This window comes from Pseudomonas sp. AN-1, assembly GCF_034057115.1.
Classification (GTDB): domain Bacteria; phylum Pseudomonadota; class Gammaproteobacteria; order Pseudomonadales; family Pseudomonadaceae; genus Geopseudomonas.
On the sequence record NZ_CP139195.1, the window covers coordinates 3,896,248 to 3,913,900 of the forward strand.

Sequence of the window (17,653 nt, forward strand, 5' to 3'; positions counted from 1 at the left end):
GGGCATCCACGCATGCACAATCCAATTCGGTCTGCACAACGGATTCAGACAATGAACACTTGCATTTCGCGCTTCAGCCTGTCGCTGCTGGCGGCGCTGCTTTCGCCGGTGGCCCTGGCCGCCAACCTGCAGGGGCTCGATGTGGCGGCCCTGCCCGGGGACCGGGTCGAGCTGAAACTGGCCTTCGACGAGCCGGTGGCCGCCCCGCGTGGCTATACCATCGACCAGCCGGCGCGCATAGCCCTGGACCTGCCGGGAGTCAGCAACAGGCTCGGTTCGCGCAATCGCGAACTGGGCGTCGGCAATGCCCGTAGCCTGACCGTGGTCGAGGCCAAGGATCGTACCCGGCTGATCATCAACCTCAACAGCCAGGCGCCCTACAGCACGCGCGTCGAGGGCAACAACCTGTTCGTCGTGGTCGGCGGCTCGTCGGCGGCCGCCGCCGGCAGCGTCAGTGCGGCCCCGGCGGCGGCAGTCCGGCCGCTGGCCCAGGCTCCGCAGCCGTTCGTGCCGGCCGGCAAGGCGATCCGCAACATCGATTTCCAGCGCGGCGAGCAGGGCGAAGGCAACGTCGTCATCGACCTGTCCGAGGCCGGTATCTCGCCCGACATCCAGGAGAGTGGCGGCAGGATCCGCCTCGAGTTTCCGCGCACTCTGTTGCCCGAGCAGTTGCGCGCGCGCCTGGACGTGAAGGATTTCGCCACCCCGGTGCAGTTCGTCAACGCCTCCGTCAGCGGCGACAAGGCCACCATCGTCATCGAGCCGAGCGGCCATTACGACTACCTCGCCTACCAGACCGACAACCGGCTGACCATCAGCGTCAAGCCGCTGACCCAGGCGGATGTGGAGAAGCGCAAGGGCGAGCGCTTCGCCTATACCGGCGAGAAACTGTCGCTGAACTTCCAGGATATCGACGTGCGCTCGGTGCTGCAGCTGATCGCCGATTTCACCGACCTCAACCTGGTGGCCAGCGACACCGTGCAGGGCAACATCACCCTGCGTCTGCAGAACGTACCCTGGGATCAGGCGCTGGATCTGGTGCTGAAGACCAAGGGCCTGGACAAGCGCAAGATCGGCAACGTGCTGCTGGTGGCGCCGGCCGACGAGATCGCCGCCCGCGAGCGCCAGGAACTGGAGGCGCAGAAGCAGATCGCCGAACTGGCACCGCTGCGCCGTGAAGTGCTGCAGCTCAACTATGCGAAGGCTTCGGATATCGCCGGTCTGTTCAAGGAATACTCCGAGAGTGCCGAGCAGAAGGACATGCGCGGTTCGCTGATCTACGACGATCGCACCAACAGCCTGATCGCCCACCTGACCGAGGAGCGCCTGGACGAGCTGCGCCGCATCGTCACCCAGCTGGACATCCCGGTGCGCCAGGTGATGATCGAGGCGCGCATCGTCGAGGCCACCGTCGGCTACGACAAGAGCCTGGGGGTACGCTGGGGGGGGGCCTTCTATGGGGATGACAAGTGGACCGTCTACGGCAAGGACGGGGCAAGAACGATCGATGATGACGGTGTCCTGAGGCTTCCTGGAAGCAGCACGATTGGCAATTTTGAGGCAGAGGAGGGGACGGCTCCGGTTCCCTTTGTCGATATGGGTGTGTTGGACAGCACGTCCGGCCTCGGCATCGGCTTCATCACCGACAACGTGATCCTCGATCTGCAGCTGTCCGCCATGGAGGCCAGCGGCAACGGCGAGGTGATCTCGCAACCCAAGGTGGTCACCTCGGACAAGGAGACGGCGAAGATCCTCAAGGGCTCGGAAGTGCCCTATCAGGAGGCCAGCTCCAGCGGCGCCACCACCATCGCGTTCAAGGAAGCGGCGCTGGCCCTGGAGGTGACCCCGCAGATCACCCCGGACAACCGGGTGGTCATGGAGGTCAAGGTGACCAAGGATGCGCCCGACTTCTCCAAGTCGGTCAACGGCGTTCCGCCGATCGACAAGAACGAGGTCAACGCCAAGGTGCTGGCCGCGGATGGCGAGACCATCGTCATCGGCGGGGTGTTCTCCAATACCCAGACGCGCTCGGTGGAGAAGGTACCGTTTCTCGGCGATCTGCCGTTCCTCGGCCGCTTGTTCCGCCGCGATTCGGTCAGCGATTCGAAATCCGAGCTGCTGATCTTCCTCACCCCGCGTATCATGGACACCCAGGCAATTTCGGTGAGTCGTTGATACGTGCGCAATGTGATACTCGTGGGCCCGATGGGGGCTGGCAAGAGCACCATCGGGCGTCTTCTGGCCAAGGAGCTGCACCTGTCGTTCAAGGATTCCGACAAGGAAATCGAGGTGCGCACCGGTGCGGACATCCCGTGGATCTTCGATGTCGAAGGCGAGCAGGGTTTCCGCGAGCGCGAGCAGGCGGTGATCGCCGACCTCTGTCATGAGGATGGCCTGGTGCTGGCCACCGGCGGCGGCGCGGTGTTGCGCCCGGCCAATCGCGAAGCGCTGCGCGCTGGTGGACGGGTGGTCTACCTGCACACCTCGGTGGAGCAGCAGCTGGAGCGCACTGCGCGGGATCGCAATCGCCCGCTGTTGCGCACGGCCAATCCCGGCCAGGTGCTGCGTGAGTTGATGGCGCTCCGCGACCCCCTCTATCGCGAGATTGCCGACGTGATCATCGAGACCGACCAGCGACCGCCGCGCCTGGTGGTGCAGGAAGTGCTGGGCCGCCTGGAGCAGTTGCCCCCTCGTTGAGCGCTGGCGGCCGGCGTCTACGACCAAGGCGCAAGTCCGCTCCGAATGGGGGGCGAACTGCGCTATCCTAGTGGTCTTTTTCCATGAGCGGGGGCCACATGCGGACTCTTCACGTCGATCTCGGCGAGCGCAGCTATCCCATCTTCATCGGCGCTGGTCTGCTCGACCGGCGCGACTGCTTCACTCCCTACATTGCCGGCCGCCAGGTGGCGATCGTCACCAACCAGACGGTGGCGCCGCTGTATCTGCAGCGCCTGCTGGACACCCTGCAGGGCTACCAGGTGACGCCCATCGTCCTGCCCGACGGCGAGGCGTTCAAGAGCTGGGAAACCCTGCAGCTGATCTTCGACGGCCTGCTCGAGGCGCGCCACGACCGGCGCACCACCCTGATCGCCCTCGGCGGCGGAGTGATCGGCGACATGGCCGGTTTCGCCGCCGCCTGCTACCAGCGTGGTGTCGATTTCATCCAGGTGCCGACCACCCTGTTGTCGCAGGTGGACTCCTCGGTGGGTGGCAAGACCGGTATCAACCACCCGCTGGGCAAGAACATGATCGGCGCCTTCTACCAGCCGAAGGCAGTGGTGATCGATACGGCGACCCTGGGAACCCTGCCGGCGCGCGAACTGTCGGCCGGCCTCGCCGAGATGATCAAGTACGGGCTGATCTGCGATGAGCCGTTCCTTGCCTGGCTGGAACTGCACATCGATGCGCTGCGCGCGCTGGACGCCGAGGCGGTCAGCGAGGCGGTCGAGCGCTCCTGCGCGGCCAAGGCGCGGGTGGTGAATGCCGACGAGCGTGAGTCCGGCGTGCGCGCCACTCTCAACCTCGGCCACACCTTCGGCCATGCCATCGAGACCGAGATGGGTTACGGGGTCTGGCTGCATGGCGAGGCGGTGGCGGCCGGCACGGTGATGGCGCTGGAAATGTCCTGCCGTCTTGGCTGGATCGATGCCGCGGCTCGCGATCGCGGTATCCGCCTGCTGGCGCGCGCCGGTCTGCCGCTGGTGCCCCCGGCGGAAATGGGGCCGGAGGAATTCCTGCGCCACATGGCGGTCGACAAGAAGGTTCTCGATGGCCAGTTGCGTCTGGTGCTGCTGCGCCAGCTCGGCGAGGCCGTGGTCACCGCGGACTACCCCCGCGAGGTTCTCGAGGCGACGTTGCGTACGGACTACGCTGCGCTGGTCCGTCAAGCATGAAGTGAGCTGATGGCCCCGGCGTTCGCGCCGGGGCTTTTTGTGCAAATGGGATGAGGCATTCATGACCAGCCTGCAGGCCGATGAGGCATTTGTTGAGCATTACCAGTTTACGCACGACCCCTTCACCCCTCGGGTGCCGGGCTTCAAGTTCTTTCCCGCGCAGCGCAAGCCGGTGCTGGCGCAGTTGCACCAGCTGGCGCGCTACAGCGCACTGATGCAGGTGGTGACCGGCCCTCTGGGCAGCGGCAAGACGCTGCTGCGCCAGGCGCTGGTCGCCAGCAGCAACAAGACCAGCGTGGTCAGCGTGCCGGTCTCGGCCCGCCAGGCAGCCAGCAGTCCCATGCTGCTGCGCGCCTTCAGCCACGGCCTGGGAGGCAGCTATCAGGATGTCGACGGCCTGCTCGGTCAGGTCGCCCGCCTCAATCAGGTCGGCCAGGAGGTCTACCTGCTGGTCGACGATGCCGAGAAGCTGCAGGACGAGGCGCTGGATACCCTGGCGGCCCTGGCGGCCGGGGACAGCGATGGCCGCGCCCATGTGTTCCTGTTCGGCGAGCCTGAGCTGCTGGCGCGTCTGGATGCCCGCGGCAGGGCCGCCAACTGCCATGTACAGCAGCTGCAGCCCTACACTCTGGCCGATACCCGTGCCTACCTGGCGCAACGCCTGGAAGGTGCCGGTCAGGAGCTGGAGCTGTTCGATGATGCGCAGATAGAGGAGATCCACGCCGAGTCGGGAGGTTGGCCGGGAGCGATCAATCGGGTTGCCCGCGAGGTGCTGGTCGAGGCCATGCTGATCGAGCATCAGCCGCAGGCGCAGGCCGGTGGTGGCCTGAGCCTGCCGAAGAAGCACATCGTCGCCCTCGGCGTGGTGGTGGCCGGTGTGGCCCTGGCTCTGGTGATGAAGGGGGGCGCCCCGGAGCTGCCTCGGCCGGATGGTGTTCCGGCTGGTGAGTCTGGCGTGGCGAGCGCGCCGTCCATCGAGTTCGCCGGTGACGGCAAGGCGGTGCCGTTGCCGCTGGTCGGCCAGGGGCAGCCGGTGCCGCGCGAGCCGCTGGCGCGCGCCGCCGGACAGGCGGCGGTCGAGGAGCTGGATGCCGCCAACGCGGCCATGCCGCTGCCGGCGGCCGGCCAGCCGGTCACCCCGAGCAGCGCCACGCCGCCGCAGGAGCCGGTGGCCCCGGTCGCGCTCCCGCCGGTCGAGCCGGTCGCCAAGCCGGCGCCGATCCCGGCACCGGCTCCCGCCCCGGCGGCTGCACCGGCACCTGCACCGGCAGTCCAGTCTGCCGCAGTCGCCGCTGTGCCGGTCGCCAAGCCGGTTGCTGCGCCCCTGCCGGCGCCTGCCAAACCGGTCGCGGCGGCGCCGGCTCCGACCCAGGCTCCTGCACCAGCCTCGGCGGCTGGCGGCGCCGGCAACAGCGGCTGGTATCTGTCGCAGCCGGTCGGCCAGTACACCCTGCAGCTGCTCGGCACCAGTTCGGAGGCGGCGGCGCAGAGCATGGTGCGCGAGGGTGGCGGCGAATACCGCTACTTCCGCAAGCTGCACCAGGGCAAGCCGCTGTACGTGGTGACCTACGGCCGCTTCAGCAGCCCGGAGGCGGCGAAGTCGGCGGTGGGCGCCCTGCCGGGACGCCTGCAGGCCGGCAAGCCCTGGCCGCGGACCTTCGCCAGCATCCAGCAGGAAATCCGCCAGGCCGGTCGCTAGACTCGCTGAGGTGATGAAAAAACCGGCGATGCGCCTAGGCGCATCGCCGGTTTTCTTTTATAAATGCGACATCGAATTTTCGCTTACGCGTCATTTTTGCTTTTTCGGTCATGGTGTGCACGCTACAATGGCGCATCCGTGATCGCAGCAAGCGCCGCAAACGTGGTAGGAAAGCGGGACAAAGTTGCGAAGAAACGCCCGAATCGAATAGAAAGCTAGCCGGTGAGAGTGTCTATGAAAGCTGGTCTGTACCAACCTGAACAATTCAAGGACAACTGCGGCTTCGGCCTGATTGCCCACATGCACGGGCAGCCCAGCCACCATCTGCTGCAGACCGCCATCGAAGCCCTGACCTGCATGACCCACCGCGGCGGCATCAACGCCGACGGCAAGACCGGCGACGGTTGCGGCCTGCTGCTGCAGAAGCCCGACCGCTTCCTGCGCGTGCTGGCCGCCGAGCAGTTCGGCGTGCACCTGCCCGAGCAGTACGCGGTCGGCATGGTGTTCCTCAGCCAGGACGAGGCCCGCGCCGCGCGCGCGCGCGCGGAAGTCAACGCGCAGATCGTCGCCCAGGGCCTGACCCTGGTCGGCTGGCGCGCCGTGCCGGTGGACACCTCGGTGCTCGGCCGCCTGGCTCTGGAGTGCCTGCCGCGCATCGAGCAGGTGTTCGTCAGCGGCGAAGGCCTCGACGACCAGCAGATGGCGATCAAGCTGTTCTTCGCCCGTCGCCGCGCCGAAGTGGCGCTCAAGGACGATGCGGACTTCTACGTCTGCAGCCTGTCGGCCAAGGACATCATCTACAAGGGCCTGATGATGCCGGCGGATCTGGCCAGCTTCTATCCGGACCTCGGCGACGAGCGCCTGGAAACCGCGATCTGCGTGTTCCACCAGCGCTTCTCCACCAACACCCTGCCGCGCTGGCCGCTGGCCCAGCCGTTCCGCTTCCTGGCGCACAACGGCGAGATCAACACCATCACCGGCAACCGCAACTGGGCGGTGGCGCGGCGCAACAAGTTCGCCAACGAGCTGCTGCCCGATCTGGAAAGCATCGCGCCGCTGGTCAATCGCACCGGCTCCGACTCCTCGAGCATGGACAACATGCTCGAACTGCTGGTCACCGGCGGCATGGACCTGTTCCGCGGCCTGCGCATGATCATCCCGCCGGCCTGGCAGAACGTCGAGACCATGGACGTCGAGCTGCGCAGCTTCTACGAATACAACTCCATGCACATGGAGTCCTGGGACGGCCCGGCCGGCGTGGTGCTGACCGACGGCCGCCATGCGGTCTGCCTGCTCGACCGCAACGGCCTGCGCCCGGCGCGCTGGGTCACCACCAGGAACGGCTACATCACCCTGGCCTCCGAGGTCGGCGTGTGGAACTACGCGCCCGAGGACGTGCTGGCCAAAGGCCGCGTCGGCCCGGGGCAGATCCTCGCCGTGGACACCGAGACCGGCCAGGTGCTGCACACCGCGGACATCGACAACCGCCTGAAATCGCGCCACCCGTACCGCCAGTGGCTGCGCCAGAATGCCCTGCGCATCCAGGCCGGCATGGACGACGATCACGGCAGCTCCGCCTACGACGCCGACCAGCTCAAGCAGTACATGAAGATGTTCCAGGTCACCTTCGAGGAGCGTGACCAGGTGCTGCGTCCGCTGGCCGAGCAGGGCCAGGAGGCGGTCGGCTCGATGGGCGACGACACCCCGATGGCGGTGCTCAGCCAGCGCGTGCGCTCGCCCTACGACTACTTCCGTCAGCAGTTCGCCCAGGTCACCAACCCGCCGATCGACCCGCTGCGCGAAGCCATCGTCATGTCCCTGGAGACCTGCCTGGGCGCCGAGCGCAACGTCTTCGAGGAGACCGCCGATCACGCCAACCGGGCGATCCTCAACACCCCGGTGATCTCGCCGGCCAAGTGGCAGACCCTGATGACTCTCGACCGCCCGGGCTTCGAGCGCGAGATCATCGACCTCAACTACGAGGAGTCGCTTGGCCTCGAGGCTGCGGTGCGGCGCATTGCCGACCAGGCCGAGGCCGCCGTGCGCGCCGGCAAGGTGCTGCTGGTGCTGTCCGACCGCCACATCGCCCCCGGCAAGCTGCCGGCGCATGCCGCGCTGGCGGTCGGCGCCGTGCATCACCGCCTGACCGAGACCGGCCTGCGCTGCGACTGCAACATCCTGGTGGAGACCGCCACCGCGCGCGATCCGCACCACTTCGCCGTGCTGATCGGCTTCGGCGCCACTGCGGTCTACCCGTTCCTCGCCTACGAGGTGCTGGCCGACCTGATCCGCAGCGGCGAGGTGCTCGGCGACCTGCACGAGTCGTTCAAGCACTACCGCAAGGGCATCTCCAAGGGCCTGCTGAAGATCCTCTCGAAGATGGGCATCTCCACCGTGGCTTCCTACCGCGGCGCCCAGCTGTTCGAGGCCATCGGCCTGTCCGATGCGGTGGTCGAGCTGTGCTTCCGCGGCGTCGCCAGCCGCATCCAGGGCGCGCGCTTCGTCGACCTCGAGGCCGAGCAGCAGCTGCTGGCCCGCGAGGCCTGGAACCAGCGCAAGCCGATCCAGCAGGGCGGCCTGCTCAAGTTCGTCCACGGCGGCGAATACCACGCCTACAACCCGGACGTGGTGCGCCTGCTCCAGGAAGCCGTGCAGCAGGGTGACTACGCCCGCTTCCGCGACTACAGCGCGCTGGTCGACCAGCGCCCGGTATCGATGATCCGCGACCTGCTCAAGGTCAAGCCGGTCGAGCAGCCGCTGCCGCTGGATCAGGTCGAGCCGCTGAGCGCCATCTTCAAGCGCTTCGATGCCGCCGGTATCTCCCTCGGCGCGCTGTCGCCGGAAGCCCACGAGGCGCTGGCCGAGGCGATGAACCGCCTGGGCGCGCGCTCCAACTCCGGCGAGGGCGGCGAAGACCCGGCCCGCTACGGCACCGTCAAGAGCTCGAAGATCAAGCAGGTGGCCACCGGCCGCTTCGGCGTCACCCCCGAGTACCTGGTCAATGCCGAAGTGCTGCAGATCAAGGTCGCCCAGGGCGCCAAGCCCGGCGAGGGCGGCCAACTGCCGGGCGGCAAGGTCAACGGCCTGATCGCCCGCCTGCGCTATGCGGTGCCCGGCGTGACCCTGATCTCGCCGCCGCCGCACCACGACATCTATTCGATCGAGGACCTGGCCCAGCTGATCTTCGACCTCAAGCAGGTCAACCCGCAGGCGCTGGTGTCGGTCAAGCTGGTCGCCGAGCCGGGCGTCGGCACCATCGCCGCCGGCGTGGCCAAGGCCTACGCTGACCTGATCACCATCTCCGGCTACGACGGCGGCACCGGCGCATCGCCCTTGACCTCGATCAAGTACGCCGGCAGCCCGTGGGAGCTGGGCCTGGCCGAGGCGCACCAGACCCTGCGCGGCAACGACCTGCGCGGCAAGGTCCGCGTGCAGACCGACGGCGGCCTGAAGACCGGCCTCGACGTGATCAAGGCCGCCATCCTCGGCGCCGAGAGCTTCGGCTTCGGCACCGCGCCGATGATCGCCCTGGGCTGCAAGTACCTGCGCATCTGCCACCTGAACAACTGTGCCACCGGCGTGGCCACCCAGAACGACCAACTGCGCAAGGACCACTTCATCGGCACCGTCGAGATGGTGATGAACTTCTTCACCTTCATCGCCGAGGAAACCCGCGAGTGGCTGGCCAGGCTGGGCGTGCGCAGCCTGGGCGAGCTGATCGGTCGCACCGACCTGCTCGAGGTGCTGCCGGGCGAAACCGCCAAGCAGGGCAACCTGGACCTGACCCCGCTGCTGGGCAGCGACCTGATCCCGGCCGACAAGCCGCAGTACTGCCAGGTGGAGAAGAACCCGCCGTTCGACCAGGGCCTGCTGGCCGAGAAGATGGTCGAGATGGCCCTGCCGGCGATCGAGGCCAAGCGCGGCGGCGAGTTCGCCCTCGACATCGGCAACTGCGACCGCTCCATCGGCGCGCGCATCTCCGGCGAGATCGCCCGTCGTCACGGCAACCAGGGCATGGTCGACGCGCCGATCAGCTTCCGCTTCAAGGGTACCGCCGGGCAGAGCTTCGGCGTGTGGAACGCCGGCGGCCTGCACCTGCATCTGGAAGGCGACGCCAACGACTACGTCGGCAAGGGCATGACCGGCGGCAAGATCGTCATCACCCCGTCGGCCGGCAGCGCGCTGAAGAGCCAGGAGTCGGCCATCGTCGGCAACACCTGCCTGTACGGCGCCACCGGCGGCAAGCTGTTCGCCGCGGGTACCGCCGGCGAGCGCTTCGCGGTGCGCAACTCCGGCGCCCATGCGGTGGTGGAAGGCACCGGCGATCACTGCTGCGAATACATGACCGGCGGCTTCGTCTGCGTGCTGGGCAAGACCGGCTACAACTTCGGCTCGGGCATGACCGGCGGCTTCGCCTACGTGCTGGACCTGGACAACAGCTTCTTCGACCGCGTCAACCACGAACTGGTCGACCTGCAGCGCATCAGCGGCGAGCCGATGGAGGCCTACCGCAGCTACCTGCGCCGCGTGCTGGTCGAGTACGTGGAGGAGACCGGCAGCGTCTGGGGCCGCGAGGTGCTCGACAACCTCGACGACTACGCCCGCCGCTTCTGGCTGGTCAAGCCGAAGGCCGCGAGCCTCAAGACCCTGCTGTCCAGCACCCGGGCCAACCCGCAGTAAGGCCGAGCCAGACCGAGGCCCGTCCGCGCGGGCCCGGTCATCCAGATGAGTTTCGCAGCTGCAGGCGCCTGGCCTGGGGCTGCTGCAAAGAGGTTCTGATATGACTGAGCGTCTGAACAACGACTTCCAGTTCATCGAGGTCGGCCGCAAGGATCCGAAGAAGAAGCTGCTGCGCCAGCGCAAGAAGGAATTCGTCGAGATCTACGACCTGTTCAAGCCGCAGCAGGCCACCGAACAGGCGCACCGCTGCCTGGGCTGCGGCAACCCGTACTGCGAGTGGAAGTGCCCGGTGCACAACTTCATCCCCAACTGGCTGAAGCTGGTCTCCGAAGGCAACATCCTCGCCGCCGCCGAGCTGTCGCACCAGACCAACACCCTGCCGGAAGTCTGCGGCCGCGTCTGCCCGCAGGACCGCCTGTGCGAAGGCGCCTGCACCTTGGCCGACGGCTTCGGCGCAGTGACCATCGGTTCGGTGGAGAAGTACATCACCGACACCGCCTTCGCCATGGGCTGGCGCCCGGACATGTCCAAGGTCAAGCCGACCGGCAAGCGCGTCGCGGTGATCGGCGCAGGGCCGGCGGGCCTCGGCTGCGCCGACGTGCTGGTGCGCAACGGCGTGACCCCGGTGGTGTTCGACAGGAACCCGGAAATCGGCGGCCTGCTGACCTTCGGCATCCCCGAGTTCAAGCTCGAGAAGACCGTGATGAGCCGTCGCCGCGAGGTGTTCGCCGGCATGGGCATCGAGTTCCGCCTCAACACCGAGGTGGGCAAGGACATCACCATGGAGCAGTTGCTCGCCGAGTACGACGCCGTGTTCATGGGCATGGGTACCTACAGCTACATGAAAGGCGGCTTCCCCGGCGAGGACCTGCCGGGCGTCTATGACGCACTGGACTTCCTGATCGCCAACGTCAACCGCAACCTCGGCTTCGAGAAGTCCCCGGCGGACTTCATCGACATGGCCGGCAAGAAGGTGGTGGTGCTCGGCGGCGGCGACACCGCCATGGACTGCAATCGCACCTCGATCCGCCAGGGCGCCAAGGCCGTCACCTGCGCCTACCGCCGCGACGAGGAAAACATGCCGGGCTCGCGCCGCGAGGTGAAGAACGCCAAGGAAGAGGGGGTGAAGTTCCTGTTCAACCGCCAGCCGATCGCCATCGTCGGCGAGGGCCGCGTGGAAGGCGTCAAGGTGATCGAGACCCGCCTCGGCGAGCCGGATGCCCGTGGCCGCCGCAGCCCCGAGCCGATCCCGGGCTCCGAGGAGATCCTGCCGGCCGACGCCGTGGTGATCGCCTTCGGCTTCCGCCCGAGCCCGGCGCCCTGGTTCGAGCAGCATGGCATCCGGGTCGACGGCTCCGGCCGGGTGATCGCCCCGGAAGCCGGCCAGTTCAAGTTCCAGACCGGCAACCCGAAGATCTTCGCCGGCGGCGACATGGTGCGCGGCTCCGACCTGGTGGTCACCGCGATCTTCGAAGGCCGCCAGGCCGCCGAGGGCATCCTCGACTACCTGGGCGTCTGATCCGGCCGACGGCCGTGGCGATGCTCGCCGCGGCTGACCCCGGTCAAGCAAGCTACGAAAGGCACGGCACCCGCCGTGCCTTTTGCCGTGTGCTTTGCGACAATGCCCGTCTGAATTTTCGTCGGAAGCCGTTATGACCGCCCTGAAGAACGACCGTTTCCTCCGCGCCCTGCTCAAGCAGCCCGTCGACGTCACCCCGGTGTGGATGATGCGCCAGGCCGGACGCTACCTCCCCGAGTACCGCGCCAGCCGCGCCAAGGCCGGCGACTTCATGAGCCTGTGCATGAATCCGCAGCTGGCCTGCGAGGTCACCCTGCAGCCGCTGGACCGCTACCCGCTGGATGCGGCCATCCTGTTCTCCGACATCCTCACCATTCCCGACGCCATGGGCCTGGGCCTGTACTTCGAAAGCGGCGAAGGTCCGCGCTTCAAGAAGCGCATCGACAGCATGGCCGACATCGACGCGCTGCCGATCCCCGATCCGGAGAAGGACCTGGGCTACGTGATGGACGCGGTGCGCACCATCCGCCGCGAGCTGAACGGCCGCGTGCCGCTGATCGGCTTCTCCGGCAGTCCCTGGACCCTGGCCACCTACATGGTCGAGGGCGGCTCCAGCAAGGACTTCCGCAAGTCCAAGGCGATGCTCTACGACAACCCGCAGGCCATGCACACGCTGCTCGACAAGCTGGCCCAGTCGGTCACCACCTACCTCAACGGCCAGATCCGCGCCGGCGCCCAGGCGGTGCAGATCTTCGACACCTGGGGCGGCAGCCTGTCGGATGCGGCCTACCGCGAGTTCTCGCTGTTCTACATGGAGCGCATCGTCCACGGCCTGATCCGCGAGCACGAAGGTCGTGAGGTACCGGTGATCCTGTTCACCAAGAACGGCGGCCAGTGGCTGGAGGCGATGGCCGACACCGGCGCCACCGCGCTGGGCCTGGACTGGACCTGCGACATCCGCAACGCCCGCGCCCGCGTCGGCGACAAGGTGGCCCTGCAGGGCAACATGGACCCGACCGTGCTGTACGCCAATCCGTCGGCGATCCGCGCCGAGGTGGCGCGCATCCTCGAGCGCTTCGGCCACGGCAGCGGCCACGTGTTCAACCTCGGCCACGGCATCACCCCGGAAGTCGACCCGGCGCATGCCGGGGTGTTCATCGAGGCGGTGCACGAGCTGTCGGCGCAGTACCACCACTGAGTCGCGCAATAACCACAGAAGCCCGATCAATCGATCGGGCTTTTGCGTTTCAGGGGATTGGGAAATTCGTGCGGCGAAGTGGCGGACAATCGCTGCGCGGGTTGTCGCACCCTGCGGGATTACCGCTTCAGGCCACCGGCCGCTTGGGCGGCAGGCGCGACAGGTGCAGGGCCACGCCGAGGGCGACGGCAAGCAGGGCGGCGATGAACAGGCCGACGCCGGTCCAGCCGCCGTGCTGCCAGAAGAAGCCGCCGGCGGTGCCGGCGATGCTCGAGCCGAGGTAGTAGCTGAACAGGTACAGCGACGAGGCCTGGCCGCGCGCCTCGAGGGCGCGGCGGCCGACCCAACTGCTGGCCAGCGAGTGGGCGGCGAAGAAGCCGAAGGCGAACAGCAGCATGCCGGCGAGGATCAGCGCCAGCGAGCCGAACAGGGTCAGCAGCAGGCCGGCGAGCATCACCAGGATCGCCGGCCAGAACACCCGGTGGCGGCCGAGGCGGTCGGCCAGCACGCCGGCCTGGGTCGAGCTGTAGGTACCGGACAGGTAGACCACCGAGAGCAGGCCGACCCAGGTCATGCTCAGCCGGTAGGGCTCTTCCAGCAGGCGGTAGCCGATGTAGTTGAACAGGGTGACGAAGCCGCCCATCAGCAGGAAGGCCTCGAGGAACAGCCACGGCAGGCCGCGGTCGGACAGGTGCAGGCGCAGGCCGCCGGCCAGGTTGGCGAAGCTCAGCGGCGTCGGCCGGAAGTGCCGCGAGTCCGGCAGCAGGCGCCAGAACAGCAGCGCGGCGAGCAGCGCCAGGCCGCCGAGGATGCCCAGCGCGGCCTGCCAGGACAGGTGGTCGACCAGCACGCCGCTGACCAGGCGTCCGCTCATCCCGCCGAGGGCGTTGCCGGAGATGTACAGGCCCATGGCCAGGCCGAGGTGCTGCGGGTGGATCTCCTCGCTGAGGTAGGTCATCGCCACCGCCACCAGGCCGCTCAGCGACAGGCCGACCAGCGCGCGCATCAGCAGCAGGGCGTGCCAGCCGGGCACCAGCGGGGCGAGCAGGGTGCACAGGGCGGCGGCGACCAGCGCGGCGACCATCACCGGCTTGCGCCCGACGGCGTCGGACAGCGGCCCGGTGAGCAGCAGGCCGACGGCCAGGGCGATGGTCGCCACCGACAGCGCCAGGCTGCTCTGCGCCGCACTGACGGCGAACGCGTCCGACAGCACCGGCAGCATCGGTTGCACGCAGTAGAGCAAGGCGAAGGTGGCGAAGCCGCCGGCGAACAGCGCCCAGTTGGTGCGGCGGAAGGCGGCGCTGCCCTTCTCGATGTGGCCGGGTTGTTCGGTGGCGGCGCCCTCGGCGGGGCTGGCGGCAAGGCTGGGCATCGGGACCTCGGTACGGACGGTCGTGCCGCTCCGGGAAGCGGGCGGGGTGGATGCCGGCAAGCATAGGCGAGGCAGGATTGTTAGTTCCAATATATTATTCGACTCGTCTGATATGTATTTCGAATCGAATGGGCTGCCCATGGAACTCCGTCACCTGCGCTACTTCGTCGCCGTCGCCGAGGAGCTGCACTTCGGCCGCGCCGCGGCGCGGCTGGGCATCTCCCAGCCGCCGCTGAGCCAGCAGATCCAGGCGCTGGAGGAGGAGCTCGGCGTCTGCCTGTTCGAGCGCACCAACCGCCGGGTGGCGCTCAGCACGGTCGGCGAGCTGTTCCTGCCCGAGGCGCGCGCGGTGCTCGCCCAGTTGGACAGGGCGGTCGATGTCGCCCGCCGCGCCCGCCAGGGCGAGCTGGGCGAGCTGAAGGTCGGCTTCACCTCCTCGGCGCCCTTCACCTCGACCATCCCGCGGGCGATCCAGGCCTTCCGCCTGGTCTGCCCGCAGGTGCACCTCGACCTGCGCGAGCTGAGCAGCCGCGGGGTGGCCGAGGCGGTGGCCGCCGGGCTGCTGCAGGTCGGCATGATGCGCCCGCTCGATCCGTTGCCGGTGGGGCTGGAGGCGCTGGAGCTGTTCGTCGAGCCGCTGGTCGCGGTGCTGCCGGCCGGCCACCCGCTGGCCGCGCGCGATGACGGCATCGCACTGGCCGAACTGGCTGGCGAAGCCTTCGTGTTCTTCCCGCGCAGCTTCGGCACCGGCCTCTACGACCAGTTGCTCGAGCTGGCGCGCGGCGCCGGTTTCGCTCCGCGCATCGTCCAGGAGGCCAGCGAGGCGATGACCCTGATCGGCCTGGTGGCCACCGGCCTGGGCGTCACCGTGCTGCCGGCCTCGTTCAACCGCATGCGCATCGACGGCGTGGTCTGCCGCACCCTGCGCGACCCCGGCGCCGGCACCGCGGTGTGGCTGGTGCGCCGCGCAGGCGATGCCTCGCCGCTGGTACAGCGTTTCGCCGAGCTGCTCGAGAACGAGGCCGCCGAGGCCCGGCGCCAGCGTGCTCGTCCCGAAGGCTGAGCGCGCGGCGGCGGAATGGGGTTAAATGCGGGACACACGGCAGAACGACAAGGAGACGACGGTATGCGGCGCGTGGTGTTCAACCAGAAGGGCGGAGTGGGCAAGTCGAGCATCGCCTGCAACCTGGCGGCAGTGAGCGCGGCGCAGGGCTATCGCACCCTGCTGATCGACCTCGACAGCCAGGCCAATTCCACCCACTACCTCAGCGGGCTGAGCGGCGACGACATCCCCGCCGGCATTGCTGACTTCTTCAAGCAGGTGCTGGCCGGCAGCGCCGGCAAGAAGGCGCGGGTCAAGGTGGTCGAGACGCCCTTCGCCAACCTGCATCTGGTCACCGCCTGCGCCGAGCTGGCCGAGCTGCAGCCCAAGCTGGAGCAGAAGCACAAGATCAACAAGCTGCGCAGGCTGCTCGACGAGCTGGACGAGGACTACGACCGGATCTACCTGGATACCCCGCCGGCACTGAACTTCTACACGGTTTCCGCGCTGATCGCCGCCGACCGCGTGCTGATCCCCTTCGACTGCGACAGCTTCTCGCGCCAGGCGCTGTACGGCCTGCTGGCCGAGATCGACGAGCTGCGCGAGGACCACAACGAGGATCTCGAGGTCGAGGGCATCGTGGTCAACCAGTTCCAGGCGCGCGCCGCGCTGCCGCAGCAGCTGCTCGCCGAACTGCTCGCCGAGGACATGCCGCTGCTGCCGGTGTACCTGGGCGCCTCGGTGAAGATGCGCGAGTCGCACCAGGCTTGCACGCCGCTGATCCACCTCGATCCGCGGCACAAGCTGACCCGCCAGTTCGTCGAACTGCACGCCTGCCTGGAGGGCTGAGGCTCCTTCAGCGCGCCACCAGCACGTCGCAGGGCGGGTGGCGCAGGCACTCCAGGGTCAGGCTGCCGAGCAGGGCGTCGGCCAGTTCGCCGCGGCTGTGGCTGCCGAGGGCGAGCAACTGCGGGCGCTGCTCGGCGAGCACCGCCTGCAGGCAGGCGCTGCGCTCGCCGGCGCGCAGTTCGTGGCTGAGCTGCAGGCCGCCCGGCAGTCGCGCGCGCTCCTCGGCGACCAGGTGCTCGAACAGCTCGCTCTCGAAGGCCAGTTCCTCCGGATCGTCGCCGGCGTGCAGCGGCGCCACTTCCTCGACGTGCAGGGCATGCAGGCGGGCACCCGCCTCCAGCAGCCGGGCCGCCTGGCGCAGGGCGCGGCTGGCGCAGGGCGAGAAGTCCAGTGCCACCAGCGCGCGTTGCCAGGGGCTGTCGCCGACCGCCAGCAGCACCGGGGCCGGGCTGCGTTGCAGGATGCGCTCCAGGGTGGTGCCGGCGAAGCCCTCCGGCGAACCGCGGTGGTGGGCGCCGAGCACCAGCAGGTCGGCCTCCAGGCCGCGGGCCTGACGGAGGATCTCCTCGGCGACCGGGCCGTGGCGCAGCACCAGTTCGGCGCGCGGCAGGACGCAGGCCGCCAGGCGCTCCTCCAGCTGCCGACGCAGGTCGTCGGCGTCCGCCGCGAGCTGGGCGGACTGCACGTGCAACAGGCTCAGGCGCGAGCCGCTCTGGCGGGCCAGGCGGGCGGCGCGCTGCAGGGCCAGGTCGGCCTCGGGGCTGAGATCGTGGGCGACGAGGATGTGCTGGGGCATGGCGGCCTCACTGCGGGGAACGAAGGTTGCCAGTATGCCGCGCAGGTCCCGGGCTGTCCTGCCGAGCGTAGGGGGCGCCGCGCGCACCGCCGCGCCAGTCGAGGCGTGGAGCGCAAGGCGCTCCCTACGCTACGCCGTGCTGGCGCAGCCAGGCGAGCAGCTGCGGCAGCGCCATGGCGCCGCTCTGCCGCGCCACCTCGCTGCCGTCCTTGAACAGGATCAGGCTGGGAATCGAGCGGATGCCGAGCTGGCCGGCCAGCTGCGGTTCGGCCTCGCTGTCCAGCTTGGCCAGGCGCACGCGCCCGGACAGCTGGCGTGCCGCCTGGTCGAAGACCGGCGCGAAGGCCTTGCACGGCCCGCACCAGTCGGCCCAGACGTCGAGCAGCAGCGGCAGGTCGCCCCTGAGCTGGGCGGCGAAGCCGGCGCCGTCGACGGCGAACGGCTGGCCCGGCAGCACGGCGCCCTTGCAGCGCCCGCAGCGCGGTGCGTCGCCCAGGCGGGCAGCGGGGATGCGGTTGAGCCCGTGGCAGTGCGGGCAGGGGATGATCAGCGAATCGGTCATGGCGGGCTCCACGGGGTGATGTCCCTAGTGTGGGGCCGGCGCT

General features: G+C 68.5%; 12 protein-coding genes. 9 read left to right on the plus strand and 3 right to left on the minus strand.

The window, feature by feature from the left end; genetic code table 11:
• Positions 1-51 precede the first annotated feature (51 nt).
• The 7 genes from pilQ (at position 52) to hemE (ending at position 12,989) form a co-directional block, all read left to right on the plus strand.
• Positions 52-2,175 carry a type IV pilus secretin PilQ gene (gene pilQ, locus SK095_RS18360; protein ID WP_320547088.1) on the plus strand — a complete coding sequence of 708 codons (2,124 nt, stop codon included), beginning with the start codon at positions 52-54 and terminating at the stop codon, positions 2,173-2,175.
• A gap of 3 nt (positions 2,176-2,178) precedes the next feature.
• A complete protein-coding gene (gene aroK / locus SK095_RS18365; RefSeq protein ID WP_320547089.1) occupies positions 2,179-2,697 on the plus strand; it encodes a shikimate kinase AroK in 519 nt (172 codons plus the stop codon).
• Positions 2,698-2,795: 98 nt separating this feature from the next.
• On the plus strand, positions 2,796-3,893 hold the full coding sequence (gene aroB, locus SK095_RS18370; protein WP_320547090.1) for a 3-dehydroquinate synthase: 1,098 nt from the start codon (positions 2,796-2,798) through the stop codon (positions 3,891-3,893).
• A 61-nt stretch (positions 3,894-3,954) separates the two neighbouring features.
• Complete coding sequence (locus SK095_RS18375; RefSeq protein WP_320547091.1) at positions 3,955-5,592, plus strand: AAA family ATPase; 1,638 nt, start codon at positions 3,955-3,957, stop codon at positions 5,590-5,592.
• Positions 5,593-5,826: 234 nt separating this feature from the next.
• Positions 5,827-10,272 (plus strand): glutamate synthase large subunit, encoded by a 4,446-nt coding sequence (gene gltB / locus SK095_RS18380; protein WP_201485045.1) that lies wholly within the window; start codon positions 5,827-5,829, stop codon positions 10,270-10,272.
• A 100-nt stretch (positions 10,273-10,372) separates the two neighbouring features.
• The gene (locus SK095_RS18385) at positions 10,373-11,791 is read left to right on the plus strand and encodes an FAD-dependent oxidoreductase (protein ID WP_201485047.1); all 1,419 of its coding nucleotides are present in this window, start codon (positions 10,373-10,375) and stop codon (positions 11,789-11,791) included.
• Positions 11,792-11,924: 133 nt separating this feature from the next.
• Positions 11,925-12,989: a uroporphyrinogen decarboxylase gene (gene hemE, locus SK095_RS18390; protein ID WP_136491033.1), complete on the plus strand. Its 1,065-nt coding sequence runs from the start codon at positions 11,925-11,927 to the stop codon at positions 12,987-12,989.
• 127 nt (positions 12,990-13,116) lie between these two features.
• Here the strand turns inward: hemE and SK095_RS18395 are convergent, their stop codons facing one another.
• Complete coding sequence (locus tag SK095_RS18395) at positions 13,117-14,361, minus strand: MFS transporter (RefSeq protein ID WP_136491032.1); 1,245 nt, start codon at positions 14,359-14,361, stop codon at positions 13,117-13,119.
• A 139-nt stretch (positions 14,362-14,500) separates the two neighbouring features.
• Here SK095_RS18395 and SK095_RS18400 point away from each other — a divergent pair, with 139 nt between their 5' ends.
• Positions 14,501-15,424 (plus strand): LysR substrate-binding domain-containing protein, encoded by a 924-nt coding sequence (locus SK095_RS18400; RefSeq protein ID WP_136491031.1) that lies wholly within the window; start codon positions 14,501-14,503, stop codon positions 15,422-15,424.
• 63 nt (positions 15,425-15,487) lie between these two features.
• Entirely contained in the window at positions 15,488-16,252 is a 765-nt protein-coding gene (locus tag SK095_RS18405) for a ParA family protein (RefSeq protein ID WP_136491030.1), read from the plus strand.
• A 7-nt stretch (positions 16,253-16,259) separates the two neighbouring features.
• Here the strand turns inward: SK095_RS18405 and SK095_RS18410 are convergent, their stop codons facing one another.
• Together SK095_RS18410 and trxC are read right to left on the minus strand one after the other, a co-directional pair.
• Positions 16,260-17,048, minus strand: coding sequence for a universal stress protein (locus SK095_RS18410; protein ID WP_136491029.1), 789 nt, complete (start codon positions 17,046-17,048; stop codon positions 16,260-16,262).
• Between the two features lie 124 nt (positions 17,049-17,172).
• Positions 17,173-17,610 carry a thioredoxin TrxC gene (gene trxC / locus SK095_RS18415; protein ID WP_320547092.1) on the minus strand — a complete coding sequence of 146 codons (438 nt, stop codon included), beginning with the start codon at positions 17,608-17,610 and terminating at the stop codon, positions 17,173-17,175.
• Positions 17,611-17,653: the final 43 nt, after the last annotated feature.

Coding starts and splice junctions, on each gene's coding strand:
- hemE (WP_136491033.1), top strand. CDS start 11,925: ATGACCGCCCTGAAGAACGACCGTTTCCTCCGCGCCCTGCTCAAGCAG.
- SK095_RS18395 (WP_136491032.1), bottom strand. CDS start 14,361: ATGCCCAGCCTTGCCGCCAGCCCCGCCGAGGGCGCCGCCACCGAACAA.
- SK095_RS18405 (WP_136491030.1), top strand. CDS start 15,488: ATGCGGCGCGTGGTGTTCAACCAGAAGGGCGGAGTGGGCAAGTCGAGC.
- SK095_RS18385 (WP_201485047.1), top strand. CDS start 10,373: ATGACTGAGCGTCTGAACAACGACTTCCAGTTCATCGAGGTCGGCCGC.
- SK095_RS18410 (WP_136491029.1), bottom strand. CDS start 17,048: ATGCCCCAGCACATCCTCGTCGCCCACGATCTCAGCCCCGAGGCCGAC.
- gltB (WP_201485045.1), top strand. CDS start 5,827: ATGAAAGCTGGTCTGTACCAACCTGAACAATTCAAGGACAACTGCGGC.
- SK095_RS18375 (WP_320547091.1), top strand. CDS start 3,955: ATGACCAGCCTGCAGGCCGATGAGGCATTTGTTGAGCATTACCAGTTT.
- trxC (WP_320547092.1), bottom strand. CDS start 17,610: ATGACCGATTCGCTGATCATCCCCTGCCCGCACTGCCACGGGCTCAAC.
- SK095_RS18400 (WP_136491031.1), top strand. CDS start 14,501: ATGGAACTCCGTCACCTGCGCTACTTCGTCGCCGTCGCCGAGGAGCTG.
- pilQ (WP_320547088.1), top strand. CDS start 52: ATGAACACTTGCATTTCGCGCTTCAGCCTGTCGCTGCTGGCGGCGCTG.
- aroB (WP_320547090.1), top strand. CDS start 2,796: ATGCGGACTCTTCACGTCGATCTCGGCGAGCGCAGCTATCCCATCTTC.